At 73.1% G+C, this 24,837-nt stretch carries 24 protein-coding genes and 1 pseudogene; 18 read left to right on the top strand and 7 right to left on the bottom strand.

The window, feature by feature from the left end; genetic code table 11:
- The first annotated feature begins 289 nt into the window (after positions 1-289).
- From AB0I49_RS12390 to AB0I49_RS12380, 3 genes are all read left to right on the top strand, one after another.
- Positions 290-589, top strand: a complete 300-nt coding sequence (locus AB0I49_RS12390; RefSeq protein ID WP_363226855.1) for a DUF6412 domain-containing protein — start codon at positions 290-292, stop codon at positions 587-589.
- Between the two features lie 144 nt (positions 590-733).
- The gene (locus tag AB0I49_RS12385; protein WP_363226853.1) at positions 734-1,531 is read left to right on the top strand and encodes a YidC/Oxa1 family membrane protein insertase; all 798 of its coding nucleotides are present in this window, start codon (positions 734-736) and stop codon (positions 1,529-1,531) included.
- Positions 1,532-1,637: 106 nt separating this feature from the next.
- Entirely contained in the window at positions 1,638-2,912 is a 1,275-nt protein-coding gene (locus AB0I49_RS12380; protein WP_363226852.1) for a choice-of-anchor A family protein, read from the top strand.
- Between the two features lie 25 nt (positions 2,913-2,937).
- Here the strand turns inward: AB0I49_RS12380 and AB0I49_RS12375 are convergent, their stop codons facing one another.
- Together AB0I49_RS12375 and AB0I49_RS12370 are read right to left on the bottom strand one after the other, a co-directional pair.
- On the bottom strand, positions 2,938-3,411 hold the full coding sequence (locus tag AB0I49_RS12375; RefSeq protein WP_363226996.1) for a heme-degrading domain-containing protein: 474 nt from the start codon (positions 3,409-3,411) through the stop codon (positions 2,938-2,940).
- A 131-nt stretch (positions 3,412-3,542) separates the two neighbouring features.
- Positions 3,543-4,646 carry a Gfo/Idh/MocA family oxidoreductase gene (locus AB0I49_RS12370; RefSeq protein WP_363226851.1) on the bottom strand — a complete coding sequence of 368 codons (1,104 nt, stop codon included), beginning with the start codon at positions 4,644-4,646 and terminating at the stop codon, positions 3,543-3,545.
- 56 nt (positions 4,647-4,702) lie between these two features.
- On the opposite strand from AB0I49_RS12370, the gene AB0I49_RS12365 reads away from it, so the two are divergent.
- The 3 genes from AB0I49_RS12365 to AB0I49_RS12355 all read left to right on the top strand — a co-directional run bounded on the left by AB0I49_RS12365 (position 4,703) and on the right by AB0I49_RS12355 (position 7,573).
- Positions 4,703-5,818, top strand: a complete 1,116-nt coding sequence (locus tag AB0I49_RS12365; protein WP_363226849.1) for an ROK family transcriptional regulator — start codon at positions 4,703-4,705, stop codon at positions 5,816-5,818.
- A gap of 127 nt (positions 5,819-5,945) precedes the next feature.
- Positions 5,946-6,770, top strand: coding sequence for a hypothetical protein (locus AB0I49_RS12360; RefSeq protein ID WP_363226848.1), 825 nt, complete (start codon positions 5,946-5,948; stop codon positions 6,768-6,770).
- A gap of 29 nt (positions 6,771-6,799) precedes the next feature.
- Complete coding sequence (locus tag AB0I49_RS12355) at positions 6,800-7,573, top strand: GntR family transcriptional regulator (RefSeq protein WP_363226995.1); 774 nt, start codon at positions 6,800-6,802, stop codon at positions 7,571-7,573.
- A 30-nt stretch (positions 7,574-7,603) separates the two neighbouring features.
- Here AB0I49_RS12355 and AB0I49_RS12350 read toward each other — a convergent pair whose 3' ends face one another.
- Positions 7,604-8,641, bottom strand: coding sequence for an aliphatic amidase (locus AB0I49_RS12350; RefSeq protein ID WP_363226847.1), 1,038 nt, complete (start codon positions 8,639-8,641; stop codon positions 7,604-7,606).
- Positions 8,642-8,869: 228 nt separating this feature from the next.
- Here AB0I49_RS12350 and AB0I49_RS12345 point away from each other — a divergent pair, with 228 nt between their 5' ends.
- The 8 genes from AB0I49_RS12345 to AB0I49_RS12310 all read left to right on the top strand — a co-directional run bounded on the left by AB0I49_RS12345 (position 8,870) and on the right by AB0I49_RS12310 (position 17,601).
- On the top strand, positions 8,870-9,994 hold the full coding sequence (locus AB0I49_RS12345; RefSeq protein ID WP_363226846.1) for a TIGR03364 family FAD-dependent oxidoreductase: 1,125 nt from the start codon (positions 8,870-8,872) through the stop codon (positions 9,992-9,994).
- A 5-nt stretch (positions 9,995-9,999) separates the two neighbouring features.
- The gene (locus AB0I49_RS12340) at positions 10,000-10,758 is read left to right on the top strand and encodes a phosphonatase-like hydrolase (RefSeq protein ID WP_363226845.1); all 759 of its coding nucleotides are present in this window, start codon (positions 10,000-10,002) and stop codon (positions 10,756-10,758) included.
- Entirely contained in the window at positions 10,755-11,849 is a 1,095-nt protein-coding gene (locus AB0I49_RS12335; RefSeq protein WP_363226844.1) for an ABC transporter ATP-binding protein, read from the top strand. The genes AB0I49_RS12340 and AB0I49_RS12335 overlap by 4 nt, the downstream gene beginning before the upstream one ends.
- Positions 11,842-12,780, top strand: a complete 939-nt coding sequence (locus AB0I49_RS12330) for a 2-aminoethylphosphonate ABC transporter permease subunit (RefSeq protein WP_363226843.1) — start codon at positions 11,842-11,844, stop codon at positions 12,778-12,780. The genes AB0I49_RS12335 and AB0I49_RS12330 overlap by 8 nt, the downstream gene beginning before the upstream one ends.
- Positions 12,767-13,564 carry an ABC transporter permease subunit gene (locus AB0I49_RS12325; RefSeq protein WP_363226842.1) on the top strand — a complete coding sequence of 266 codons (798 nt, stop codon included), beginning with the start codon at positions 12,767-12,769 and terminating at the stop codon, positions 13,562-13,564. The genes AB0I49_RS12330 and AB0I49_RS12325 overlap by 14 nt, the downstream gene beginning before the upstream one ends.
- Before the next feature lie 70 nt (positions 13,565-13,634).
- Positions 13,635-14,699 carry a 2-aminoethylphosphonate ABC transporter substrate-binding protein gene (locus tag AB0I49_RS12320; RefSeq protein ID WP_363226841.1) on the top strand — a complete coding sequence of 355 codons (1,065 nt, stop codon included), beginning with the start codon at positions 13,635-13,637 and terminating at the stop codon, positions 14,697-14,699.
- 219 nt (positions 14,700-14,918) lie between these two features.
- Positions 14,919-15,674 (top strand): DUF4097 family beta strand repeat-containing protein, encoded by a 756-nt coding sequence (locus AB0I49_RS12315; RefSeq protein WP_363226840.1) that lies wholly within the window; start codon positions 14,919-14,921, stop codon positions 15,672-15,674.
- A 115-nt stretch (positions 15,675-15,789) separates the two neighbouring features.
- Entirely contained in the window at positions 15,790-17,601 is a 1,812-nt protein-coding gene (locus AB0I49_RS12310) for a hypothetical protein (protein WP_363226839.1), read from the top strand.
- Between the two features lie 73 nt (positions 17,602-17,674).
- Here the strand turns inward: AB0I49_RS12310 and AB0I49_RS12305 are convergent, their stop codons facing one another.
- Positions 17,675-18,454 (bottom strand): HAD-IIA family hydrolase, encoded by a 780-nt coding sequence (locus AB0I49_RS12305; protein WP_363226838.1) that lies wholly within the window; start codon positions 18,452-18,454, stop codon positions 17,675-17,677.
- Positions 18,455-18,698: 244 nt separating this feature from the next.
- On the opposite strand from AB0I49_RS12305, the gene AB0I49_RS12300 reads away from it, so the two are divergent.
- From AB0I49_RS12300 to AB0I49_RS12285, 4 genes and pseudogenes are all read left to right on the top strand, one after another.
- Entirely contained in the window at positions 18,699-19,277 is a 579-nt protein-coding gene (locus AB0I49_RS12300; protein WP_363226837.1) for an LPXTG cell wall anchor domain-containing protein, read from the top strand.
- 20 nt (positions 19,278-19,297) lie between these two features.
- Positions 19,298-19,999 (top strand): class F sortase, encoded by a 702-nt coding sequence (locus AB0I49_RS12295; protein ID WP_363226836.1) that lies wholly within the window; start codon positions 19,298-19,300, stop codon positions 19,997-19,999.
- 494 nt (positions 20,000-20,493) lie between these two features.
- The gene (locus AB0I49_RS12290; RefSeq protein WP_363226835.1) at positions 20,494-21,519 is read left to right on the top strand and encodes a glycoside hydrolase family 6 protein; all 1,026 of its coding nucleotides are present in this window, start codon (positions 20,494-20,496) and stop codon (positions 21,517-21,519) included.
- A gap of 6 nt (positions 21,520-21,525) precedes the next feature.
- Positions 21,526-21,849, top strand: a pseudogene (locus AB0I49_RS12285) (ABC transporter ATP-binding protein); the annotation flags it as partial.
- A gap of 275 nt (positions 21,850-22,124) precedes the next feature.
- On the opposite strand, the gene AB0I49_RS12280 reads toward AB0I49_RS12285, so the two are convergent.
- The 3 genes from AB0I49_RS12280 to AB0I49_RS12270 all read right to left on the bottom strand — a co-directional run bounded on the left by AB0I49_RS12280 (position 22,125) and on the right by AB0I49_RS12270 (position 24,605).
- Complete coding sequence (locus tag AB0I49_RS12280; RefSeq protein ID WP_363226834.1) at positions 22,125-23,531, bottom strand: FtsW/RodA/SpoVE family cell cycle protein; 1,407 nt, start codon at positions 23,529-23,531, stop codon at positions 22,125-22,127.
- 440 nt (positions 23,532-23,971) lie between these two features.
- Positions 23,972-24,244: a hypothetical protein gene (locus tag AB0I49_RS12275; RefSeq protein ID WP_363226833.1), complete on the bottom strand. Its 273-nt coding sequence runs from the start codon at positions 24,242-24,244 to the stop codon at positions 23,972-23,974.
- Positions 24,168-24,605, bottom strand: a complete 438-nt coding sequence (locus AB0I49_RS12270) for a hypothetical protein (RefSeq protein WP_363226832.1) — start codon at positions 24,603-24,605, stop codon at positions 24,168-24,170. The genes AB0I49_RS12275 and AB0I49_RS12270 overlap by 77 nt, the downstream gene beginning before the upstream one ends.
- Positions 24,606-24,837: the final 232 nt, after the last annotated feature.

Raw genomic sequence — 24,837 nt, 5'->3', positions numbered from 1 at the left:
GCCGTTCAACCGCCGTGCGAGTGGTCAATTCACGTCAAAAGGCGGGCGGTCGGAGGTCGGGAGGGGCGGTGCGCGGGCCATGACCTGTCCGGAAGGTGGACAAAGCCGTCCGGTGCCGGAAATCGCCGTACGGGAGATTTGACCGCTGGGGTATGGGCCATTGTCGGTGGTGCCCGGTAGAATCTGTGGAACAGAACATCATCGCGTGCATGGTCATCGGTACGGCATTGGCACGGCATCGGTGCGGCACGCGGCGGTACATGAGGTAGCACAAGGAAGGAGGAAGCCCATGACGACGGTCTTGCGCACATATGTGGGTTTGTTCCTGTTCCTTGTCGCCGGGCTGCTGCTCAGTGAAACCGGCTGGGTGAGCGCGATGGCGCTCGCCGCCACCACCGCGGTCGCAGCGGCATTGCTGACCTGTGCGGTCATCAAGGGCCGTACGGGCTATCCGCTCGCGACGAACCGCGTACGTACCGCGATAAGGGACCGGGAGCGCCGGACGGCGTTCCTGGCCCAATGCGATCCCGACGCCCCCGGCCGCTCCAGGCCGCGAGCCCCGGGCCGTCCCCTCCAGACGGCCGCGTAGGCGCTCCTTTTCTCGTATTTGCCTGATATTTCTTATTCCGTTCCGGCCTGTTCCGGTGCGTTTCCCGTATGCGATATGGAGCCCGTGCGGCTCGTCACGCCGATTTCCCATTCCGGCACGACGAGACCCGTGGAGGGCTCACCCATGTCCGTATTCACCTCCCCTTTCGTCGCGCTCGGCGCGCTTCTCTCGCACTGCGCCGACGCGTTCGAACCGCTCTTCGCCGACTCGGCCACGGCCGCCGCGATCATCGTGTTCACCTGCTGCGTCCGGCTCGCGCTGCACCCGCTGGCCCGTTCGGCCGCGCGCGGCGAGCGGGTACGGGCGGAGCTCGCGCCGCGCGTGGCCGAGCTGCGGCGCAAGCACAAGGACGCCCCGGAGAAGGCGCAGCGCGCGATGGGGGAGCTGTACAAGGAGGCCGGGGCCTCACCGCTGGCGGGGTGTCTGCCGATGCTGGTGCAGCTGCCGGTCTTCTCCGTGATGTACCACCTCTTCTCCTCGGGCTCCGGCGGTACGGGCCTGCTCGACCACACGCTGCTGGGCGCTCCGCTCGGCGGCCGGTGGGCCGGGGCGCTCGGCGACGGCGGGGTGTTCGGCCCGCGTGGGCTGGTCTACCTCGGGCTGTTCGCGCTGGTCGCGGCGGTGGCCACCTGGACGTACACGCGCGCCCGGAAGACGGCCGCCGCCTCGGCCGCGCTCGCGGCGGTTGGCGGGAAGGCCGATGGGAAGGCCGGCGGCGCGGACGGCGAGCCGGCGATCCCCGGTATGGCGCGGATCGGTCGGCTGCTGCCGCTGATGGCCTTCGGCACGCTGGTCAGCGTCGCGGTGGTGCCGCTGGCGGCCGGGCTGTATCTGGCGACGAGCACGGCGTGGACCGCGGCCGAACGGGCGCTGCTTCAGCGCGTGCGGACGCCGCGTACCGGTGCGGAGACCGGAGCCTGATGGAGGGGCGGGGGCCCCGGTTCGGGGGAACGGGTGGGCGCGTCTCCTCCCGCTGATGCGAGTGAGCATCATATTTCCGTACATGACTCGGGAAAAGAATGGAAAAGTGAAGAAAGCGGGCCTTATGGGCGTGCTGGCGGGTGTCATCGGTGTGCTGACGGTCTGTCTGTTCGCTCCCTGGAGCGTGGCGGAGCCGTTGCCCGGAGGGCCGGGGCCCTGCGTGGCGGGGAGCTGCCCCTGGGCGGACTCCGACCCGGACGACGGGGCTCTCGCCGGTCGCGACAACGGCATCGACACCTTCGCCGCCGGCGACCTCGCCATCGCGCCGGGCCGGTCGACGCTCGCCGAGGAAGGCTCCACCCGAGGCGACGTCACCGACGCCGGCGGCCTCTTCGGGGCTCTCTCCCCGCGCGCGGTGCGCGCCCCCGATGCCGCCCGGCCCTCCCCGCGGCCGTGGTCGCGGCCCGAACTGACCGCCGCCGCGGACTGCTACGCGTACGAACACGGCGTACCGCGCGAGCCCACCGGCACCGCCGTCAACCAGGGGCACGCGACCGTGTTCACCGGCGACGGGGCCTCGCGGCTCCAGGTCTTCGACGTCGGCTTCGACCTGGTGGGCCGGGACGGCGGCGACCAGGACGTCACCTTCGAGGGCATCCCCGAGGACGCCACCGTGCTCGTCAACGTCATCGGGCCCGCCCGCACGGTCAGCTCCTCCATGGGCGCCCTCCCCGGCGGTCTGCGCGAGCGGCTGCTGTGGAACTTCCCGGACGCCGCGCGGGTCACCATCAAGGGCGGCGCCGAGTTCCAGGGCAGCGTGCTGATCGGCCGCCCCGAGAGCATGACCACGGTGTCGGTGCCGGGCCTGAATGGGCGCTTCTCCACCGCCGGTTCGCTGACGCACGCGTCGACCGCGGGCGCGGAGTTCCACCGGTACCCGTTCAACGGGCATCTGCCGGAGTGCGCGGGCGAGCCCTCTTCCCCGGCCTCCGCCCCGACTCCGGCCCCCTCGATCCTTCCCGCGACCACTCCGTCGACCACTCAGTCGGCCTCCCCGTCGGAGACGCCTTCCGGGAGCCCGTCGGCAAGCGTGACGGAGAGTCCTTCCACGTCCTCCTCCTCGGAGCGTCCGTCCGAGTCCCCATCGCCGTCGGAGTCGCCCTCCGCGAGCGCCTCGGAGAGCCTCTCCGAGGGCCGCCCCGCGCCCGGCCCCGGCCCTGGTTCCGGCGGGACGGCCGGCGGGACGGCCGGCGGCGGCGAGGCGCTCGCGCACAGCGGGCTGCCGATGGCGGACACGATGCTGATCGGCGCGTCGGTCGCGGCCGTCGGCGCGGGCGTCTCGCTGGTGCTCCTCTTCCGTTCGCGCGGGCGCCGCTCGTAGGGCGTGCGCAGGGGCTGACGAGGTGTCAGCCCAGGCCCAGATAGCGCTCCAGCGCCTCGACGACCAGCGCGTGGTCTTCGGCCTGCGACAGGCCGGAGACCGCGACGGTCCCGATGACGCCCGTACCGCGCAGCCGGATCGGGAACGCGCCGCCGTGCGCGGCGTAGCGGTCCAGGTCCAGCCGGGAGGAGTCCTCGAAGGTGCGGTCCTTGGCGCGGAAGCGGGCGCCGACGAGGTAGGAGGACTCCGCGTACCGCTCCACGACGCGGCGCTTGCGGTCGGTCCAGGCGTCGTTGTCGGCCGAGGTGCCGGGCAGCGCGCAGTGGAAGAGCTGCTGGGCGCCGCGCCGGATGTCGACGGTGACGGCCGCGCCGCGCTCGCGCGCCAGCTCCACGAGGAGGGTTCCGAGCCGCCAGGCGTCGTCGTTGCCGAAGGAGTCGAGGACCAGGCGCCGTTCCTGGCCGGTCAGTTCCGCGACGGCCCGTTCCGCTTCGGTCAGCCCGGCGGCGGCCTGTCCGGCGGCTGCCTGTTCGGAGGCGGCTTTCTCCGCTCCGGCCTGCTCGGCGGCGGCCTCCGCGGTGACCTTCTCCGCCTCGCCCTTCCCCGCCTCGCCGTTCTCCGCTTTGGCGGTCATGCGGGCGACTCTCCCGCGATGCGGACCGTACGGGCCTCGGTCGCACTCGTGCGCGCCGCTTCCAGCACCCGCAGCGTCGCCGCCGCCTCGGCCGCGGTGACCGGCGGCGCGGCGCCCTCGTGCAGGGTCTCGGCGATGGCCGCGTAGTACGCGGGGTAGTCGCCCGGCAGGGTCGGCACGAGGTCGCCGCCGCCCGTCTGCGGGGACTCGCCGGAACCGATCCGGCCCCAGGCCGACTCCGGCTCCACGCCCCAGGCCGGGCCGTCGTCGCCGGGCCGGCGGCCCTCGCGCAGGGCGGCCTCCTGCGGGTCGAGCCCGTACTTCACATAGCCCGCGCCGCTGCCCAGCACCCGGAAGCGCGGGCCGAGCTGCGCGGTGGTGGCGCTCATCCACAGGTGGGAGCGGACGCCGCTGGTATGGGTGAGCGCGATGAACGTGTCGTCGTCGGCCTCGGCGCCGGGGCGGCGCACGTCGGCCTCCGCGTAGACGGCGGCGGCCGGGCCGAAGAGGGCGAGGGCCTGGTCGACGAGGTGGCTGCCGAGGTCGTACAGCAGCCCGCCGAGCTCCGCCGGGTCGCCGGACTCGCGCCAGCCGCCCTTGGGCCGGGGCCGCCAGCGCTCGAAGCGGGATTCGAAGCGCAGTACGTCGCCGAGCTGCCCGTCGGCGATGAGCCGGCGGACCGTGCGGAAGTCGTTGTCCCAGCGGCGGTTCTGGAACGGGCTCAGCAGCAGCCCGCGGTCCGCCGCCAGCGCGGCCAGTTCCTCGGCCTCGGCCGCCGTCGCCGCGAGCGGCTTGTCCACGACGGCCGGGAGCCCGGCTTCGAGGGCGGCGCGGGCGAGCGGGACGTGGGTGCGGTTGGGGGAGGCGATGACCACGAGGTCGAGTTCGGCGGCGCGGCCGAAGAGCTCCTCGGCCGTGTCGACCGTGCGGACCCCGGGGTGCTCGGTGAGCGCCTGCTGCCGCCGCTCGGGGCTGGCCGTCACGACGGTGTCGAGGGCGAGGCCGTCGGTGGTGGCGATCAGGGGGGCGTGGAAGACGGAGCCTGCCAGGCCGTAGCCGATGAGGCCGACGCGGAGGGGGGAGCCAGTGGTGCCATCCATGCCGCCCACTTTGACAACGCTGTTGCCAAAGTGCAAGCGACGGAGACAATGGGTCGGTGCACAGAAGTAATCCCGGAGCCAATCTCGCCGCTCTGCGCGGGCACAACGCCGCTCTCGTCCTCGGTCTGCTGCGCGACGCGGGCGAGGGCGGCGTCAGCCGTCTGGAGCTGGCGGAGCGTACGGGCCTCACCCCGCAGGCCGTCAGCAAGATCACCGCGCGGCTCCGCGCGGACGGCTTCGCCGCCGAGGCGGGCCGCCGCGCCTCCACGGGCGGCAAGCCCCGCACGGTGCTGCGCCTGGTCCCCGACGCCGGCCATGCCATCGGGCTCCACCTCGACCGGGACGAGCTGACGGCCGTACGCACCGACCTGGCGGGCCGTACGGTCGCCTCCCGCACCGCTCCGCTCGACTTCGGGGCGGGGGCGGCGGCCGTCGTGGACGCGGCGGTCTCGGCGGCCGAAGCCCTGCGGGGGGAGGGGCGCGCCGTGCTGGGAGTGGGCGTCGCCGCCCCTGGGCCGCTCGACCACCGGAACGGGGTGCTCCGCCGCGTCACCGGCTATCCGGGGTGGGACGGCTTCCCGCTGCGCGCCGCCCTCGCCGAGCGGCTGGCGCTGCCCGTCGTCGTCGACAAGGACACCAACGCCGCCGCCCTCGGACTCGCGCTGAGCGACGCCGGCGGCGCGGACTCCTTCGCCTATCTGCATCTCGGTACGGGCCTGGGGGCCGGGCTCGTGCTCGGCGGCGGGGTGTACCGGGGCGAGCGCACGGGCGCGGGCGAGTTCGGCCATCAGGTCGTCCAGTTGGACGGCCCGCCGTGCGGGTGCGGCGGCCGGGGCTGCGTCGAGGCGCTGTGCCTGGCGGCGGTCGCGGCCGGCGACACGGCGCGCGCGGCCCGGCTGCTCGGGGTCGGCGCGGCCAACCTCGTACGGCTGCTGGACGTCGGCCGGGTGCTGCTCGGCGGTCGGACGCTGCTGGCGGCGGCGGACACGTACGTACGGGGGGTGGGCGCGGTGCTGGCCGAGGACGCGGTGCGCGGGGACGGGCCCGCGGTGCCGGTGGCCGTGGCCCCGGGCGGCGCGCGCACGGTGGTGGAGGGGGCGGCGCGGCTGGTGCTGGCGCCGCTGTTCGGGCGGTCCGGCGGTGCGGCGTTCCCGGCACGGTCCGATTGTTAGGAAATCCGCTGTTCGGGCGGGATGTGGAGACCATTCGGGGGTAGCCGGCCGGGATGTGCGGCGGCGACGGGGCGGGCGGTGCGATGTTCCTGACGGCCCGTAACTTCCCGTCCGCGGAGGTCCGCCGATGCGCCTGCCCCGAGCCCTCGCCGCCGTGAGCACCGCCGCGCTCGCGCTCGTGCTCGCCCCGGACGCCGTCGCCTTCGCGGCCCCCGGCGACCCCGGCGGGAAGCCGCCGGGGTGCGGCGCCGCCCGCGGCGAGCGGTCCCCGGTCTCCGCGCGGCTCGGCGGCGGCCCGGACGCGTACGAGAGCGGAGCCGGGTGGCGCGGCTGGCGGCTGGAGCTGCGCGATGCCGCGGGGGAGGGGTGCCGCGCCGTGCACCCCGTCGCGGTCCTCGCCGACCGGCGCCGCGCCCTGCGGCCCGAGGACATCCGGATGGAGTTCTACGACGCGCGGGAGCGCCGCTGGCGGCCCGTGCGGTTCGTACGGACCGACGAGGCGGAGAACGTCGGGGTCTTCGGCGGCGGTTCGCCCGGCGCGTCCGGTTTCCCCGGCTTCACCGTCCCCGCCGGGCGGACCGTCGTGGTGCCGGTCCGGCAGCGCTTCACGGGGACCGCGCCCGAGGGGCCGGTCACCGAGAACGTCACCGCCGTGCGGCGGCGCTCCGACGACGGCGAGTGGGCCGGCCGGTCCGGCGACTACGCCTTCACCATCCGGCGGCCGGACGCGTCCGCCGGGCGGCGGCCGCCGCGGGAGAGCACGGGCCGCCCCTCCGACGGCGTCCACGACGGGGGCAGCCGCGACGACGACACCGGGGGCCGCGCCACCGCGCCGCCCGTCCTCGCCGACACGGGTTCGGGCACCCCTCTCCTGGGGCTCGGCGTCGCCGCGGCCGTGCTCGTGCTCGGCGGCGGGGCGCTGCTGGCCGGGGCGCGGCGGGAGCGGCGCTGAGGTGCGAGGATCACGCCGTGGACTACCCAGTGGACTACCTGATGGACCAGGCGCCCGGCGCACCGATCCGCTCCGGCATACCCGAGCACGGGCGCATCCCCAAGTACTACGCGGTGAAGGTCGAAGTCGCCGCCCTGCTCGATGAGTTGGGGGAGGACGGGCTGCTGCCGACCGAGCGCGATCTGGCGGTGCGGTTCGAGGTCTCGCGGGAGACGGTGCGCCAGGCGCTGCGCGAACTGCTGCTGGAGGGGCGGCTGCGGCGGATGGGGCGGGGCACGGTCGTGGCCGGGCCCAAGCTGGAGCAGCCGCTGTCCCTCGCGAGCTACATGGAGGGCGTCCGGCGGCAGGGCCGCCGCCCCGGCCGCGGGCTGATCGGCCTGGAGCGCTCCCCCTGCTCGGCCGCGCTCGCCGCCGAACTCGGGCTCGAACGGGGCGAGCCGGTCTGGCACATGGAACGCGTACTGCTCGCCGACGACGAACGGGTGGGGCTGGAGAGCACGTACGTGGCGGTGGAGCGCGTTCCGCACCTGGATACGGACTTCGAACCCGACTCCTCCTTCTACGGCTATCTGCGCGACCGGCTCGGCATCGGCTTCGGCAGCGCGGACGAGCGGCTGGAGACGGTGCTCGCGACGCCGCGCGAGGCGCTGCTGATCGGGACGCCGCCCGCGCTGCCGATGCTGCTGATCCACCGGATGTCGAGGGACACGGAGGGGCTGCCGCTGGAGCGGGTGCGCTCGCTCTACCGCGGCGACCGCTTCTCCTTCACCGCGCGCCTGGAGGGCTCGGACCAGGAGGGCTGAGGGGCCGGGGGCCTCGGCGCGGGGTTCGGCTCACTCCGCGCGCGGGCGCTCGACCGGCAGCGAGCCGACCGGGCAGCCGGCCACCCCCGCCGTGTCCCGCGTGATCGCCTCGGCGTTCTCGGCGGCCTTGCGGGGGTCGGTCGTCCAGAGCGTGTAGAAGTCGAACGGGCAGTCCGCCACGCCCGCCGCCCCCTCCCCGGCGTCGTGCAGCGCCGAGTAGCCGCGGTGCAGCAGCTTGTACAGGTGGTTCTGGGACTGGTCGTGGGCGCGCGCGTCGCGGATGGCGGAGACGGACAGCTGCGCGTACTGGACGCCGTACTCCTCCTCGCCGGTCTCGCCGAGCGTACGGCCGTCGAACCCGACGATCGAGGAGTGCCCGAAGTAGGAGTACACGCCGTCGAAGCCCGCGGCGTTGGCGACGGCCACGTAGCAGTTGTTCGCCCAGGCCATCGCCTTGGCCATCATGATCTGCTGGTCCTTGGCGGGGTACATATAGCCCTGGCAGCGCACGATCAGCTCGGCGCCCTTCATGGCGCAGTCCCGCCAGATCTCCGGGTAGTTGCCGTCGTCGCAGATGATCAGCGAGATCCGCAGCCCCTTGGGACCCTCGGAGACGAAGGTGGAATCGCCCGGGTACCAGTGCTCGACCGGGCACCACGGCAGGATCTTGCGGTACTTCTGGACGATCTCGCCGCGGTCGTCGATGAGGACGAGCGTGTTGTACGGGGGCTTGCGGGGGTGGTCCTCGTGGCGCTCGCCGGTGAGCGAGAAGACGCCCCAGGTGCCCGCCTCGCGACAGGCCGCGGCGAAGATGTCGGTCTCCTCGCCGGGCACGGTGGCGGCGGTCTCGTACATCTCGTCGGCGTCGTACATGATCCCCTGGGTCGAGTACTCCGGGAACACCACGAGGTCCATGCCGGGCAGGCCGGTCTTCATGCCCGTCACCATCTCCGCGATCCGGCGGGCGTTCGCCAGCACCTCGGCCCGCGTGTGCAGGCGGGGCATCTTGTAGTTGACCACCGCGACACCGACGGTGTCCGGGCTGGATGAGATGTCACCGTGTCGCATCGTTCTCCTCCTGTGAGGGTGAGGTCGTGCGTACCCAAACGGTCCCGTGCCCCCAAGTCTCACCCGCATCTGTGGTGAAAGTCACCGAAGGGGACGGCTTTCCCGCCCTTTCCCTCGCCATTGGAATCACGGAAGGATAACGGGTCTAGGCCAAACTTCGCGGCCTGTTCACCGCGGCGCCGCCTCCCGGTCCGCCGCGGGCCACCCGATCAAAGGAGCGTTCCGGTCATGCGAGTCATAGTCGTCGGAGCCGGCGTGGTGGGGACCATGCACGCCTGGCAAGCGATAGAACGCGGCCACGAGGTCGTACACATCGAGCGGGAAGCCGAGGCCAGAGGGGCCTCGGTGCGGAACTTCGGGCTGGTCTGGGTCAGCGGCCGGGCCGGCGGCGAGGAGCTGGACACCGCGCTGCGCGCCCGCGAGCTGTGGGAGGCCGTCGGCGAGCGCGTGCCCGGCCTCGGCTTCCGCGCCAACGGCTCGCTCACCGTCCTCACCAGCCCGGCGGAGCTCGCCGTCGCCGAGGCCGCCGCCGCCCGCCCCGACGCCGCCGCCCGCGGCTACGCGCTCCTCACCGCCGAGGAGACCCGCGCCGCCAACCCCGCCCTGCGCGGCAGCGCCGTCCTGGGCGCCCTGCACTGCGAGCGCGACGCCGCCGTCGAACCCCGCGTCGCGCAGCGCGCCCTCAAGGACAAGCTGCTGGAGTCCGGCCGCTACACCTTCCTCGGCGGCCGCGAGGTCCGCGAGGTCACCGGCGAGCGCGCCGTCCGCGACGACCACGGCGACGTGTACATCGGCGACGCCGTCGTGCTGTGCACCGGCGCCTGGCTCGGCGGCCTGGTCAAGGAGCTCGCCCCCGACCTGCCCGTACGGCGCGTACGGCTCCAGATGATGCAGACCGCCCCGCTCGGCGAGGCGCTGACCACCTCCGTCGCCGACGGCGACAGCTTCCGCTACTACCCGGCCTACGCGGGCGGCGCGCTCGACGCCATGGCGGCGGCGCAGCAGCAGCCGCCCGCCGCGGCCGGCCACCGGGCGCAACTGCTCATGGTCCAGCGCGCCGACGGCGGGCTCACCATCGGCGACACCCACGAGTACGACGCGCCCTTCGACTTCGACGTCGTCGAGGACCCGTACGAGCACCTCGCCGGGGTCGTCGAAGGGCTGCTCGGCCGCCCGCTGCCCGCGGTCCGCCGCCGCTGGGCCGGGGTGTACGCGCAGTGCACCGACACCGCGCGCGTCGTGCACCGGCAGCAGGTGCGCGACGGGGTCTGGCTGGTCACCGGGCCCGGCGGCCGTGGCATGACCTGCTCTCCGGCGATCGCCGAGCGCACCGCGAACGAACTGGGATGGTGAAGAGAATGACCGCGCAGGACACCGCACGCGACACGGCGGACGATATTCAGCTCGTCGTGCTCGACATGGCCGGCACCACCGTCGCCGACGGCGGCCTCGTGGAGCAGGCGTTCGACGCCGCCGCCCGCACCCTCGGCGTCGAGCCCGGCTCGGCCGACCACGCCGCGAAGCTCGACTACGTACGCGCCACGATGGGCGAGTCCAAGATCTCCGTCTTCCGCCACCTCTTCGGCGACGAGGAGCGGGCGCAGCGCGCCAACGCCGCGTTCGAGTCGACCTACGGGAAGCTGGTGGCCGACGGCCGGTGCGCGCCGGTACCCGGCGCCCAGGACGCCATCGAGCAGCTCAAGGCCGACGGCCGCAGGGTCGTGCTGACCACCGGGTTCGCCCGCGTCACCCAGGACGCCATCCTCGACGCGCTGGGCTGGCGGGACCTGGTCGAGCTGACCCTCTGCCCCGCCGACGCGGGCGGCCGCGGCCGCCCGTACCCGGACATGGTGCTCGCCGCGCTGCTGCGCACCGGGGGAGCCGACGGGGTGCGGCAGATCGCCGTCGCCGGCGACACCTCGTACGACATGATCGCCGGGCGGCGCTCGGGCGCGGGCGTCGTCGCGGGCGTCCTCACCGGCGCGCACGGCGCGGACGCGCTGCGCGAGTCGGGCGCGACGCACGTCCTGGACTCCGTGGCCGAACTCCCGGCCCTGCTCTCCCGCGCGGCGGGGGAGACCGGGCGCCCGTCCGGATCCCCGGAGACGCGGACGTGACGACGTCGACCACGTCCGGCGGGGCGGTCCTCGCCCCGCCGGACGGCGGGATCGCCTTCGAGGGCGTCTCCGTCGCGTACGGGAAGAACACCGTGCTCGACCGCCTCGACCTCACCGTTGCACCGGGCGAGGTGATGGCCCTGCTCGGGCCGTCCGGCTCCGGCAAGACCACCGCCCTGCGGGCCGTCGCCGGATTCGTACGGCCCGCGGCGGGGCGCGTGCTGATCGGCGGCCGGGACGTCACCGCGCTGCCGCCCCACCGGCGGGGCGTCGGGATGGTCGTCCAGCAGTACGCGCTCTTCCCGCACCTGCGGGTCGCGGCCAATGTGGCCTTCGGCCTGAAGGCGCGGAGGACGCCGCGCGGCGAGATCGCGGGCCGCGTCGCCGAGGCGTTGGAGATGACCGGCATGGCCGCCTACGCCAGGCGCTATCCGCGCGAGCTCTCCGGCGGCCAGCAGCAGCGCGTCGCCATCGCGCGGGCGCTGGCGATCCGGCCCCGCGTGCTGCTCCTCGACGAGCCGCTGTCCGCGCTCGACGCGCGGCTGCGCTCCGGGATGCTCGCCGAACTCGCCCGACTGCACCGGGAGTTGCCCGACGTCACCATCCTGTACGTCACCCACGACCAGGTCGAGGCGCTGACGCTGGCCGACCGCATCGCGGTCATGGACCAGGCCCGGCTCCAGGACTGCGGCACCCCGCAGGACCTCTACCGCCGCCCGCGCACCGAGTTCACCGCCGCCTTCGTCGGCAACTCCAACCTGCTGCCCGTCACGGTCCGTTCCGGCGGCGTCGCCTTCGCGGGCACGGCGCTCACGGTCGCCACGGGCGACGCCGCCGAAGGGGCGACGGCCACCCTGTGCGTACGGCCGCACCTCATCGGCCTCGGGCCGGGACCGAACGCCCTGCGCGGCCGGATCACCGAGGTCCAGTGGCGCGGCTCGACCCACCGCCTGTACGTCGACATCGCGGGCCACCGCGTCAAGGCGGACGTGCGGGAACTACGCGAAACCCCGGCACTCGGCGACGAGGCCACCCTGCACTTCGCCGCGGACGACGCGGTGCTCCTGCCGGCGGGGGCGTCCGATGACTAGCCCATACCGCTCCGAGCAGGCAGCGGTGGCCCACGGCCCCCGGGCCGTACCCGACGAACAGCGCCGCGGGGCGCGCCGGCTTTCCGTGCCCGCCTGGGCCTATGCCCTTCCCCCGGTGGCAGCCCTCGGCCTCGTCTTCCTCTATCCCCTCGCGCTGGTCGTCCGGCAGTCCGTGTCGCCGGACGGCGGCGGGCACTCCGTCGCCGCGTACGGGGAGGTGCTCGGACAGGCGTCGTTCGGGGACGCGCTGGTGAACACGGTCGTCATCGCGGTCGGCGCGACCGCCGGCTGCCTCGTCCTCGGGTTCACGCTGGCGTTCGTGATCGCGTTCGTGCCGTTCCCCGGGGGCAAGGCGATCGGCCGGTTCATCGACATCTTTCTCGCCTTCCCCTCCTTCCTCATCACGCTCGCCCTCCTCTTCGTCTACGGCACCACCGGCATGGCGAACGGCCTGTGGACGGACGCGACCGGCGCGGCCGGCGGACCCTTCGACTTCCTGCACACCCGCTACGGCGTGCTGCTCGCGGAGATCACCTACTTCACGCCGTTCGTGATGCGGCCGCTGCTGGCCGCCTTCTCGCAGGTGGAGACGGGACAGCTGGAGGTCGCGGCCTCGCTCGGCGCGCGGCCCGCGCGCATCGTGCGGCAGGTGATCCTGCCCGAGGCGCTGCCCTCCCTGGCGGCGGGCGGCAGCCTCGTCCTCGTCATGTGCCTCAACGAATTCGGCATCGTGCTCTTCACCGGCGCCAAGGACGTCACGACCCTGCCCATGCTCGTGTACAGCAAGGCCATCCTCGACGGCGACTACACGGGGGCGTGCGTCGTCGCGGTCGTCAGCGTCGCCCTGTCGGCGGCGCTCTACGGCCTGTACCGCGTCCTCGTCGCCCGTACCGTGACCGCCGCCGGAGGCGCCCGTCATGCTCGTGCATAGCCGCGCCGCCCGCTGGGCGCTCCGGGCCCTGTTCCTCGTGCTCTTCCTGCCGGTCTTCGCGCTGCCGTTCCTGGTGATCCTGGCCGCGTCCTTCTCGACCGAGTGGAGCGGCGCGTTCCCGTCCGGCGCGACCCTGACGCACTATCAGGACATCGCGCGGGGCGACTCGCTCGACGCCCTGACCGCCAGCCTCGTCACCGCCTTCGCCGCAGGGGTTCTCGCCCTCGCCGCGGGGACCTGGGCCGCGCTCGCCGCCGACGCGCTGCGCCGGCGCGGGCGGCGCGTCATCGACGCGCTGTTCATGCTGCCGGTCGCTGTGCCGTCCGTGGTCGTCGGGCTGGCGCTGCTGGTCGCCTTCTCCCGGCCGCCGATCCTCCTCAACGGCACCCGGCAGATCGTGATCGCCGCCCACGCGATCCTGGTCACCGCCTTCGCCTACCAGTCCGTCTCCGCCGCCGTCGCCCGCCTCGACCCGGCGTACGAGCAGAGCGCCGCGAGCCTCGGGGCGCGCCCCTGGTACGTACTGCTGCGCGTCAAGCTCCCCCTCCTGCTGCCGTCCCTGACCGCCGCGGCCGGGCTGTGCTTCGCGCTGTCCATGGGCGAGCTGAGCGCCACGATGATGCTCTACCCGCCGGACTGGCTGCCCCTGCCGGTCAAGATCTTCGCCGCTACGGACCGGGGCGCCCTCTTCGCGGGCGCGGCCCTCGCCGTGGTGCTGATGGCGGCGACGCTGCTCGTCCTGCTCGCCGTCGGCCGCGTCCGCACCCGCGCCTCGTACCGGTGAGCCGCGGCTACCGGTGAGTTCCGGTCAGCCCTTTCGAGAAACCTCTCTTTCCCCAGGAGTACGACACGTCATGCGCAGCCACCTCAAGCCGATCGCCGCCACCGTCGGGGCCCTGATACTCGGCGTCACCGCCACCGCCTGCGGCGGGGCCTCCACCGCCGACGGCAAGGCCAAGGAAGTCACCGTCTACAGCGCCGACGGGCTCAAGTCCGAGAAGGGCGACGGGTTCTACGACAAGGTGTTCAAGGACTTCGAGCGGCGGACCGGCATCAAGGTCAACTACGTCGAGGGCGGCTCCGGGGAAGTGGTGCAGCGGCTGACCCGCGAGAAGTCCAATACCAAGGCGGACGTCGTCGTCACCCTCCCGCCCTTCATCCAGCAGGCGTCCGGCAAGGGGCTGCTGGACCCGTACAAGCCGCGGGGATCGGAGCGGGTCGCGGCCGGGAACAAGGACGCCGGCGGTGCGTGGACGGCCGTCGTCGACAACTACTTCTGCTTCATCTACAACAGCAAGGAGCTCAAGCGGCCCCCGAAGAGCTGGGAGGACCTGCTCGACGGCGCGTTCAAGGGCAAGCTCCAGTACTCCACGCCGGGCGTCGCGGGCGACGGCACGGCCGTGCTCGTCAAGGCCATGCACGACTTCGGCGGCAAGGACGCCGCCATGGCCTATCTGAAGAAGCTCCAGGCCAACAACGTCGGCCCGTCCTCGTCCACCGGGCAGCTCGCGCCCAAGACCGACAAGGGCGAACTGCTCGTCGCCAACGGCGATGTGCAGATGAACTACGCCAACATGAAGACCATGCCCCACCAGGGCATCTTCTTCCCCGCCGCGGGCGCCGCCGGCAAACCCACCACCTTCGCCCTGCCGTACGCGGCCGGGCTCGTCAAGGGCGCCCCGCACACCGCCAACGGCCAGAAGCTCCTCGACTACCTGCTCAGCGAGGACGTGCAGCGGGAGGTCTCCGCCGTCGGCGGCGGCTTCGCGGCCCGTACGGACATCAAGGCCACCGACGAGAACGCGACCGCGCTCGCCGGGATCATGAAGGGCGTCGAGGTCTTCCAGCCGGACTGGGCGGACCTCGACAAGAACCTCCGGTCGTATGTGGCGGACTGGAAGGCGGCCACGGGAAGCTGAACGCCCGCGCTGGGCAGGGCGGTTCGCGCGCGTACGGCGACTGGTCGGTTCGTGCGCGTACGGCGACCGGGCGATTCACGTGCGCACGACAGCCGCCGGGGCCCGTGTCGAGTGTGCAGGCAATAGCCCTGATCCGGGGGCCTGCCCTATGGTCCGGCCCCGAGCGCCCGCCATAGCCTTCCGTGACCAGCAACTCCTACACCAACGGGGGGAATTGACGTGCGCCGGCGAATTCGTGTGCTCGGGGTGGTCGTGGCGGCCGGGATCGGGGCGGGCGGGCTCAGCGCGTGCGACCCCAAGTCCGCCTCGACCTTCGAGGACGACGCGAGCGTCTCGGGGAAGATCAGGGCCGTACGGCTGGACAGCGGCTCCGGCGGCGTGACGCTGCGCGGCGGCAAGGGCGCGGGCAAGGTGTCCGTGCACCGCTCGGTCGAGTACAAGGGAGACCGGCCGGAGAAGGCCACCCACCGCGTCGAGGGCGGCGTGCTGGTGCTCGGCGGCTGCGGCGAGGACTGCGCCGTGAACTACACGGTGGAGCTGCCCGCCGGGCTGCCGGTGAGCGGGCAGACCGCCAACGGACCGGTCAGCCTCTCCGACGTGGGCGCGGTGAACGTGACGACCAGCTCCGGGACCGTCGCACTGGACGGCGTCGCCGGGGCGGTGGACGTACGGACCACCAACGGCCGGATCACCGGGCGGCGGCTGCGCGGCGGGAGCGTCGCGGCGCGGACCACCAACGGCCCGATCGAGCTGACCCCGGCCGTCGCCCTGGACATCCGCGCGAAGACGTCCAACGGCACCATCGCCCTCACCGTGCCGACCGGCCCGTACCAGGTGTCCGCGCACGTCAGCAACGGTCACAAGTACATCGACGTGCCCGACGACCCGCACGGCGCGCACCGGCTCGACCTGACCACGAGCAACGGCACCGTCACCGTCAAAACCGCCAAAACCGTCAAAACTGCCGGGCCCTGATGACCGGCAGGGCACCGAAGAGTGCCCTCGACTGTGCCTGTGCGCTCTTGCTGACGGGCACATATGTTCGCGATCATCACGCCGTCCACCCGGAATCACGCCAAGGATGGCAGCGATGCGCCCGCACGACGAACGTCCGCGTACCCCTGCCGCGGGCACGCGGGTCGAGGCCCGTCCGGCGGCGCGGGCCGCGGGCCGTCCGGCGGCGTCCGGCACGGGGCACGCGGCCCGCATGAAGGCCCTTCAGTCCGCGGCCGGGAACCGCGCCGTCGTGCAGACGCTCGGTCAGGGGCGGCCCGCCCGTACGGAGCCGGCCGGGGGCAGCACGGACCAGATCGAGCTCGCGGACCTGTCCGGGCGCACGGAGTCCGCCGAGCCGGCCGAGCGTACGGACCGCACCGAGAACGCTCCCGCGCCCACGGCCGCCCAGAGCACCGGGACGCCCGCCCCCGCCGAGGCCGCGGCCGAACCCCACGGCGCGCGCAAGTGGGTCAGGAAGCTGCTGTCGAAGCCGTCCGAGAAGCTCGAAACCGTCAAGAAGCTCCTCGACCCCATCGACTTCGGCTCCAGCCGGGTCGTCTCACCCGCCGTGTCGGGCAAGTGGGCGGAGGCGGCCAAGGACTCGGACAAGGCGGGGACCGCACGGGCGGTCGAGGGGACGCTCGCCACCGACGTCATGGGCGGGGCGGTCGACTCGGTGGCCACGGTCCGCGACACGAGCGGGGCTCTGAAGGCGCAGGGCGGGCTGAACGAGCTCAAGGAGAAGAAGGGCGTCGACTGGCGCTCCCTGCGCCGTGACCGGAACAGCAAGGGCGGCGACGCCGTCCAGGACATCGGCACCACCGTCAGCGACGGCATCGGGATGGCCAAGGGCGGCCTGAAGGTCGCCGGGAACGTCGCTCCGTCGGCGCTCGGCGAGACCGCCGGCGCCCTGACGATCGTCATCTCGATCAGCAAGGTCGTCCGGGACATCCGCTCCGTGGTGCGCACCCACCGCATGAAGCGGAACCTCGCCGGGGTGAACGCGCCGCCCGCGAAGTACGAGGGGACGATCGAGAGCAAGCTGCTGCGCAAGGACATCGCCCGGGCTCGCGCGGCCATGTCGGCGCCCCGTGCCGAACTGGCCGAGCGGCAGTCCCGCCCGACCTCGTCGTCCCGGCCGGATGGCGGCCCGGAGAACGCGGCGGCCATGCGCCGCCTGGAGGCGGAGGTCGCCGCGCTGACCGCCCAGATCGAGCAGTTGGAGGCGGAGGCGGCGGAGAAGGCGCCCGCCTACGAGGAGTCGGCGGAGCGGATCGCGGAGGTCGGCGCGTACGCGGTCAAGAAGCGCGGGCGCCGCCGGGTGAAGAAGGGCGTGTCGGCCACCGGCAACCTCGTCAAGGTCGCGGGCGCGGGGGTGAGCATCGCGGTCTTCGCCGGGGCCATCGCCGTGTCGTCGCCGGTCGGCTGGGGGCTGGCCGCCGCCGCGGCCCTGCTGCTCGGCGGGCTCGCCCTCTACAAGGCGTGGAAGTCGGTCCGCAAGCGGTACAAGATCATCATGGCGGAGCAGGAGGCGGCCGCGAAGGCGGGCGAGGACGCCCACGAGGCGGGCGCCGAGCAGGCCGAGGGCGCCCCCGCCGTGCCGGGCGCGGACCCCGCCGCCGTGGAGTCGGCCACCCAGCTGACCCCCGCGCAGGCCATGGCCAAGGCCCTCGCGTTCTGGAAGTCCGTCGGGCCGGGCAAGCGGCAGCGGATGGCGGGCGAGCTGTACGACCTGGCCAACGGCGGCGACAACGAGGTGCGCACGACGGCACGGGAGCTGCTGAAGCAGCTCAACATGGGCCCGGACAGCCTGCGCATGAGCGCCGGCGACTGGGAGGTCGACCTCAAGGACCCGGAGCAGAAGGAGAAGTGGACGAAGCTGATCGAGAACCGGCTGGCTTCCTGACGCGCGACGGGCGCGGCCCCTTTACGGGAACCGCGCCCGCCGTCCGCGTACGGGAACTGGGCCCGCCGTCCGCTCAGATGAGGTCCACCAGGTCCGCGATCGAGTCCACGACGCGGGTCGGCCGGTACGGGTAGCGGTCGATGTCGTCCTTGCCGGTCAGCCCGGTGAGCACGAGGAACGTCTCCATCCCCGCCTCCAGGCCCGCCAGCACGTCCGTGTCCATCCGGTCGCCGATCATCGCGCTGGTCTCGGAGTGGGCGCCGATGGTGTTGAGGCCGGTCCGCATCATCAGGGGGTTCGGCTTGCCGACGAAGTACGGCTCCTTGCCGGTCGCCTTGGTGATCAGCGCGGCCACCGAGCCCGTCGCGGGCAGCGCGCCCTCCGGGGAAGGCCCGGTGTTGTCGGGGTTGGTCGCGATGAAGCGGGCCCCGTTGTTGATGAGCCGGATCGCCTTGGTCAGCGCCTCGAAGGAATAGGTCCGGGTCTCGCCCAGGATGACGAAATCGGGGTCCGCGTCGCTCAGCACATAACCGGCGTCGTGCAGCGCCGTGGTCAGCCCCGCCTCGCCGATCACATAGGCCGTGCCGCCGGGGTGCTGGTTGTCCAGGAAATTGGCGGTGGCCAGCGCCGAGGTCCAGATGTTCTCGACCGGCACGTCCAGCCCGATCCGGTTCAGCCGCGCGTGCAGGTCGCGGGCCGTGTAGATCGAATTGTTGGTGAGCACGAGAAACGGCCTGCCGGAGTCGCGCAGCTTCTTGATGAAGGCATCGGCCCCGGGCACCGGAACGCCCTCGTGCATCAGCACGCCGTCCATATCGGTCAGCCACGATTCAATGGGCTTGCGCTCTGTCATGGGTGAGAACTCCTGCCATCCGCGGAATCATGGGACGGCCATCCTATTCATGCGCGCCGACGCGGTGACTTCGCTGTGCTTTCACCCCTTTTACGGGCGGCTTTCACGGGCGGTCCCGGCGGTCCCCGCCAGCTCTCCGAGCTTCCTGAATCGCCGTTTCGTCACCTGATGGAGTAATACGGACACGGAGCGGATGCGCGCGGCGGCCCCAGGGTGAACCTTCGAAAGCACCAGGAGGTACGCCATGGGTTCTGTCCGCGGCACTGTCCGCCTCTCGCTCTGCGGCGCGTTCGCCGCCGTCGCCCTCGCCGCCGCCCCCCTCTGCGCCCAAGCCGAGGACGTGGCCGATCCGTACGCGACGGCCGAGGAGACGCCCGGCGCCGTGCGGATCGAACCGCTCACCGGCACACCCGGCGGCGAGGTGGCGCTGCGGGTCTCCGGCTGCCGGGCCGACAAGGCGGTGGCCAAGTCGGAGGCGTTCGTCGCCGACGTCAAGCTGGCGAAGGACTCCGACGGGCTCTTCGGCGAGGCCGCCATCCGCTCGACGGTGAGCGTCGGCGAATACGCCGTGACCGTCGCCTGCGCCGGTGAGGAGGAGACGGTCCAGGGGAACCTGACCGTGACCGCCGAGGGCTCCTCCTCCACCGCTCCCGCCTCGCCCGTCGCGCCCGTACCGGCCGGAGGCGGCGGCACCGCGCCCCGGATCGAGGACACGGGCGGCCCCGAGCCGTACGGACTCGTCCTCGCGGGCGGCGCCGCGCTGATGCTCGGCGGGCTGTTCCTGCACCGCCGCCGGCGCCGCGGCGCGACGACGGACCGCTGAGCGGGACGGGGCCGCCGGAGATGGAGCACGCGCGCAGCGGCGGCTACGGCCGCCTGGTGATCGGGGTGGTCTGGGCGGCGCTGCTGCTGGGCCTGTGGACGTGGGGGCGGGAGATCACCGAGGGGCGGGGCAGCGCGACGCCGACGACCGGCGACGTCGCCGCCGTGGGGCGGCCCGCGAGCCATCCGCTGCCCCCGGCCCACGGCCCGCTGCCGGACGCCCGGCCGCTGCGGGTCTCGATCGGGTCGCTGGGCGTACGGGCCCCGGTCGTCGCCCGCGGCCTGGACGCGCGGGGCGCGGTGGACCCGCCCCCGTACGAGCGGCCCGGCGAGGTCGCCTGGTACCGGGGCGGCCCGCGGCCCGGCGGTACCGGCGCGGCCGTCCTCGTCGGCCACCTCGACACCAGGACCGCGCCCGCCGTCTTCCACGGCCTCGGCGGCGTCAAGCCGGGCGCGCGCATCGAGGTGTCCCGCTCGGACGGGTCCGTCGCCGAGTTCACCGTCGAGGACGTCTCCGTCTTCGAGAAGCACCACTTCGACGCCCAGAAGGTCTACGGGCCGCGCGCCGGGCACCGCGCCGAACTGCGCGTCATCACCTGCGGCGGCGCGTACGACCGGGCCCGCCACGCCTACTCCGCCAATGTCGTGGTCTCCGCCTACCTCACCGGCGAACGCCCGGCGCCCACGTCCGGCGAGCGGACCGCGTCGGCGTCCGGCGCCTGAGCCGGGCCCCGGCGGCGCGGTGCGCCGAACGGGTGAGCGTCGGGCGTGCCGCCCATCGGGCCGGGGCGGTGACCCGCTCCCCCCGGAGCCGCCGACCCGGCCCGACCTCGACCGCGGGAGCCAGGACTGCGGGAGTGGTCCGGCGCGACCGCGGGAGGTTCGGCGCAGCCGGGGGCTCGGGCCACGGCGAAGATTTTAGAACGTCAGCCCTTCGGCCACTAGGGCGAGTTGACGCCAAGTTGCGCGGCGGACACGGAGGGCTGCCGGTGCGGATGGGGTGCCGGAGGGGCCGCGCGGCGGCCCGTACGGACGCGCCGACGTGCCCGTCTTCGACTCTTTCCGGTGGCGGCGGACGTCCGCGGCGGGTCCCTGAATGGCCGTAACAGCTTCTCGACACGGGTCGGCCGGCGGGGCCCCCGTGTCAGGATTGGCGGGACCGGATTTGTCCCGCTGAGGGCCTGGGCCATTCCAGGAGTGCAGCCAAGGGGGAGTGGATGTACGGCAGTCGCACCGGGCACAGGCACCGAGCCGGAATCAGCGCGGCGGGGGCGGCGGTGGGGGCACTGCTGCTGCTCGCCGCCTGCTCGTCCTCCTCCGACCAGCCCGACAAGGACGAAAGCCCGGACCAGCGGCCGAAGTCCACGGCCCCCTACTGGGTCAACCCCGACAGCACGGCGGCCAAGGAAGCGGCGAAGCTGCGCGCGGACGGCGAGAAGAAGGACGCCGCGCTGATCGACAAGATCGCCGACCAGCCCGTCGCGGAGTGGATCGGCATCGAGGACCCGGAGGGCCAGACCCGCGGCTTCACCGAGGCCGCGGCGAAGGCCGGCCGCGAGGCGCTGCTCGTCCTCTACAACATCCCGCACCGCGACTGCGGCCAGTACTCCCAGGGCGGCGCCGCCGACGGCGACGCCTACCGGGCCTGGCTGGACAAGGCGCTGCGCGGCATCGGGGACCGCCGCGCGACCGTCGTCCTGGAGCCGGACGCGCTGCCGCACATCGGGGACGGCTGCACCCCGCAGCAGTTCCACGAGGAGCGGTTCGCGCTGCTCAAGGAGGCCGTGGACAAGGTCAAGGCGCTGCCCAACACCAAGGTCTACCTGGACGCCGGCAACCCCAACTGGGTCACGCCGCCGGACCGCATGGTCGATCCGCTCAAGCGGGCGGGCATGGACGCCGCCGACGGCTTCGCCCTGAACATCTCCAACTTCCAGACCACCGAGGCCAACAGGGAGTACGGCGACAAGCTGTCCGGGCTGCTCGGCGGCAAGCACTACGTCATCGACACCAGCCGCAACGGCAACGGGCCGCTGGCCGGCGCCGACCACGAGAAGACCTGGTGCAACCCGGCCGGGCGCGCGCTCGGCGAACCGCCGACCGTCAAGACCGGCGACCCGCGCGTGGACGCCTACCTGTGGATCAAGCGGCCGGGCGAGTCCGACGGCGCCTGCAAGGGCGGCCCCGGCGCGGGCACGTGGTGGCAGAAGTACGCGCTCGAACTGGCCCGCAACGCGCGCTGAGAGCCTGTGCGCCGGCGTCCGGCCGGGGGCAGGACGCGGGTCCTGGGCCCCGGCGCCGCCGCCGCGTTCCAGGACTTCGTCCGCTTCGAGCTGTCCGTGCGCGAGAGTGTGGGCGTCGGGGACGTGGCCCGCGTGGCGGACGCCGGGCGCGTCCGCGCGGCGCTGGAGCGGGCGGGCGCGGCCGAGCTGCCCGGCACGCTGCCCGACGGCCTGGAGATCCGGCTCGGGCGCGGCTGGGAGGGCGGCGTGGACCTGTCCGGCGGCCAGTGGCAGAAGATCGCCCTCGGCCGGGCGCTGATGCGCGCCGAGCCGCCGCTGCTCGTCCTGGACGAGCCGACCGCGTCCCTCGCCTCGACGCCGAGACGGAGCACGCGCTGTTCGAGCGGATCTGCGCGGCGGCCCCGGCGCCGGGGCGCGGATCACTCTGCTGGTCTCGCACCGCTTCTCGACCGTACGGGCCGCCGACCTGATCCTCGTGCTCGACGGCGGCCGCGTGGCGGAGGCCGGCCCCCACCGGGAGCTGCCGGCGCTGGGCGGGTGCTACGCCGCGATGTACGGACTCCAGGCCGGGGCCTACCGGTAGCCGCCCGCCAGGGCCCGCGGCCTCAGCGCCGTATCAGCTGCGTCGACTGTTCGTCGAGGTCCGCCGCCGGTTCCGGGGCCGGTCTGCGCGCCGCGTCGCTGACTTTCAGCAGCAAGGCGATGAGGACCCAGTTGGCGATCTGCGAGGAGCCGCCCTGGGCGAGGAAGGGCAGGGCCTTGCCGGTCAGCGGGATCAGCCCGGTGACGCCGCCGGACACCACGAAGACCTGGAGCGCCAGCGCGCTGGCGAGCCCGGCCGCGAGCAGCTTGCCGAACGAGTCGCGGGCGTCCAGCGCGGCCCGCAGCCCGCGCTCGATCAGCAGCGCGTACATCAGGAAGACCGCCGTCATGCCGGCGAGGCCGAGCTCCTCGCCGACGCTGGTGAGGATGAAGTCGCTGCGCGCGGCGAAGCCGATGAGGTCGGGGCGGCCGGAGCCGAGCCCGGTGCCCAGGACGCCGCCGCTGCCGAAGCCGAAGAGGGCCTTGGCGAGCTGGTCGGAGCCGGCGCCCGGGTCCTTCAGGGCGTCGAAGGGGTGCAGCCAGGCGGAGATGCGGCCGTGCACATGCGGCTCCATGGCACCCACCACCGTCGCGCCGACGGCGAACATCAGCAGGCCGGTCACCACCCAGCTGGTGCGCTCGGTGGCGATGTACAGCATGATCACGAACAGCCCGAAGAAGATCAGCGAGGTGCCGAGGTCCCGCTCGAAGATCAGGACCAGCAGGCTCAGCAGCCACACGGCGGCTATCGGCCCGAACTGCCGCCCGCGCGGCAGCGAGAAGCCCAGCACCCGGCGGCTGGCCAGCGCGAGGGCGTCCTTGTGCTGGGTCAGATAGCCGGCGAAGAACACGGCTATGACGATCCTGACGAATTCGCCCGGCTGGAACGACAGCGAGCCCAGTGTGATCCACCGCTTGGCGCCGAGCGTGTCCGCGCCGAAGAACACCGGGGCGATCAGCATCACCAGCGCGACCGTGATGCTGATGTAGGTGTACCGCTGGAGATGGCGGTGGTCCTTGAGGAAGATCAGCACGGCGGCGCAGACCGCTATGCCTATGGCGCCCCACATCAGCTGGGTCGGCGCCACCGTCACCGCCCTCTTCGGGGAGCTCAGCGCGAACGCCAGGTCGAGCCGGTGGATGAGGACCAGCCCCAGACCGCTCAGCGCGACGGCGATCGGCAGGATCAGCGGATCGGCGTACGGGGCGAATCTTCGCACCGCCCAGTGCGCCCCCAAGGCCATCACCGTCATTCCGACGGCGTACATGGGCAGCTCCGCCGGCAGCTTCCCCTCCGTGGCCAGACCCACCGACGCGTAGCCGAACAGCGTCAGCAGCACCGCCAGGGCCAGCATCATCAGCTCCGACCGTCGGCCGCGGCCCTCCTCGGGCCGCGCCCCTCGGGACGAACCCCTTCTGCCTGCGCCCATCCATACCCCTCGTTTTCTAGCGGCCGCCAACGGCGGACCCGGCTCCTGATGACACGGCACGAGTCCGCCCGGTCATCAAGAGACTCGGGAGGTCACGCAAGGTTGCGTGAAGATGCAACCGCCGAGGAGAGATTAGTCATGCGGCGGTGACCTCCCGACCGTGCACCCCCTGTGGGGCGGCTGTGCGGGGTCTGTGCACGCCCGGTCCGCGCGCGTACGGGCCGGGCGTACGGGCCCGTCGCCGTACGCGCCGCGAGGCGCACGGAGGAGAGCGCCGGCGCTCGGGCCGACGCTCTCCTCCCGGGGTCTTCCGCCGCCGGCAGGCACTGGCGAGCCGCTTCTTGTCGCCCAGCGCCTGCCGGGACAGCGGGGGCGCCTTGTCGCAGACCTGACTCATCCGTTCTTCCTCCTTGAAGAAGTTGACGGGGCGTATCGGTTCGTCAGCCGACCGCGGTGGACACGCTGGTCATTCCGAAGATGTTGATGATGACGATCGCCTGCCCGTGGATTCGAATCCGGTCGAATTCCGTGATCGATTTCCAGGCGAATTGCTGCCACTCGACGGGGCCTTCGCCGTCGGCGGTGCGGGCGAATGTGTCGAGTTCTGCGGAGAACACCCGCAGCGCGTCGACGAATTCACCGAATGCCGACTCGTCGCCGCCTTCGGCGTACCGCGCGGCGATGTCGGCGAGCGATTCCTCGTCGAGCGCCACCAGCCCCCCGCGAGCCCGCCTCGCGGAGCACGTCGAGCACCTCGACGCCCTCCCGGCCCGCGGCCCGCGGCCGGGCGTCGTGCACCGCGTGGAAGCCCAGCTCGCGGGCGATGTCGCGGGATGACTCGTAGTCGGCCAGGGCCGACCGGACCGCCGCGGCGGCGCAGGCGACGCGCGCCCCGGCCTGGTGCCGGTCGCCCAGCTCCAGGTCGCGGTGGACCAGGTGCAGTTCGCTGCCGGCCCGCATGAAGTGGGCCGAGCCGGTCGCGACGGGGGCGTCGACGCTGTCGTACACGTCGCGGAGCGCGCCCTCGCCCGGCGACGGCGGCTTCGGCTGCTGCTTGTCACGGACCTGACTCATCGTGCTTTTCTCCTTCGGAGATTCTCATTCCGATCCCTGAACGGCAATCACGTGAATGCCGTGCGGGGCGCTGTGCCGGAAATCATCGGGTAGCAGAGGTTGTCCGAACGGGGAAACGCTTGCACAATCAACTTCAGTCTTCGCGGGGGAAACGGCCGCCGTCAGACAGGTTCGGATGGGCCCGGACAGCCGGGTGACGCACGGGATCTGCGGTTTACCTATACGGCCGGAT

It is taken from the genome of Streptomyces sp. NPDC050617, from assembly GCF_040654795.1.
In the GTDB taxonomy this organism is placed as follows: domain Bacteria; phylum Actinomycetota; class Actinomycetes; order Streptomycetales; family Streptomycetaceae; genus Streptomyces.
The sequence above is the reverse complement of the archived record's forward strand: the minus strand, read 5'-3'. Positions and strand labels throughout refer to the sequence as shown.

What these genes read in the sequence shown, in the direction of transcription:
- AB0I49_RS12390 (WP_363226855.1), top strand. Translation starts at nt 290, where the DNA reads ATGACGACGGTCTTGCGCACATATGTGGGTTTGTTCCTGTTCCTTGTC.
- AB0I49_RS12385 (WP_363226853.1), top strand. Translation starts at nt 734, where the DNA reads ATGTCCGTATTCACCTCCCCTTTCGTCGCGCTCGGCGCGCTTCTCTCG.
- AB0I49_RS12370 (WP_363226851.1), bottom strand. Translation starts at nt 4,646, where the DNA reads ATGGATGGCACCACTGGCTCCCCCCTCCGCGTCGGCCTCATCGGCTAC.
- AB0I49_RS12360 (WP_363226848.1), top strand. Translation starts at nt 5,946, where the DNA reads ATGCGCCTGCCCCGAGCCCTCGCCGCCGTGAGCACCGCCGCGCTCGCG.
- AB0I49_RS12350 (WP_363226847.1), bottom strand. Translation starts at nt 8,641, where the DNA reads ATGCGACACGGTGACATCTCATCCAGCCCGGACACCGTCGGTGTCGCG.
- AB0I49_RS12345 (WP_363226846.1), top strand. Translation starts at nt 8,870, where the DNA reads ATGCGAGTCATAGTCGTCGGAGCCGGCGTGGTGGGGACCATGCACGCC.
- AB0I49_RS12340 (WP_363226845.1), top strand. Translation starts at nt 10,000, where the DNA reads ATGACCGCGCAGGACACCGCACGCGACACGGCGGACGATATTCAGCTC.
- AB0I49_RS12330 (WP_363226843.1), top strand. Translation starts at nt 11,842, where the DNA reads ATGACTAGCCCATACCGCTCCGAGCAGGCAGCGGTGGCCCACGGCCCC.
- AB0I49_RS12325 (WP_363226842.1), top strand. Translation starts at nt 12,767, where the DNA reads ATGCTCGTGCATAGCCGCGCCGCCCGCTGGGCGCTCCGGGCCCTGTTC.
- AB0I49_RS12320 (WP_363226841.1), top strand. Translation starts at nt 13,635, where the DNA reads ATGCGCAGCCACCTCAAGCCGATCGCCGCCACCGTCGGGGCCCTGATA.
- AB0I49_RS12310 (WP_363226839.1), top strand. Translation starts at nt 15,790, where the DNA reads ATGCGCCCGCACGACGAACGTCCGCGTACCCCTGCCGCGGGCACGCGG.
- AB0I49_RS12305 (WP_363226838.1), bottom strand. Translation starts at nt 18,454, where the DNA reads ATGACAGAGCGCAAGCCCATTGAATCGTGGCTGACCGATATGGACGGC.
- AB0I49_RS12300 (WP_363226837.1), top strand. Translation starts at nt 18,699, where the DNA reads ATGGGTTCTGTCCGCGGCACTGTCCGCCTCTCGCTCTGCGGCGCGTTC.
- AB0I49_RS12295 (WP_363226836.1), top strand. Translation starts at nt 19,298, where the DNA reads ATGGAGCACGCGCGCAGCGGCGGCTACGGCCGCCTGGTGATCGGGGTG.
- AB0I49_RS12290 (WP_363226835.1), top strand. Translation starts at nt 20,494, where the DNA reads ATGTACGGCAGTCGCACCGGGCACAGGCACCGAGCCGGAATCAGCGCG.
- AB0I49_RS12280 (WP_363226834.1), bottom strand. Translation starts at nt 23,531, where the DNA reads ATGGGCGCAGGCAGAAGGGGTTCGTCCCGAGGGGCGCGGCCCGAGGAG.
- AB0I49_RS12270 (WP_363226832.1), bottom strand. Translation starts at nt 24,605, where the DNA reads ATGAGTCAGGTCCGTGACAAGCAGCAGCCGAAGCCGCCGTCGCCGGGC.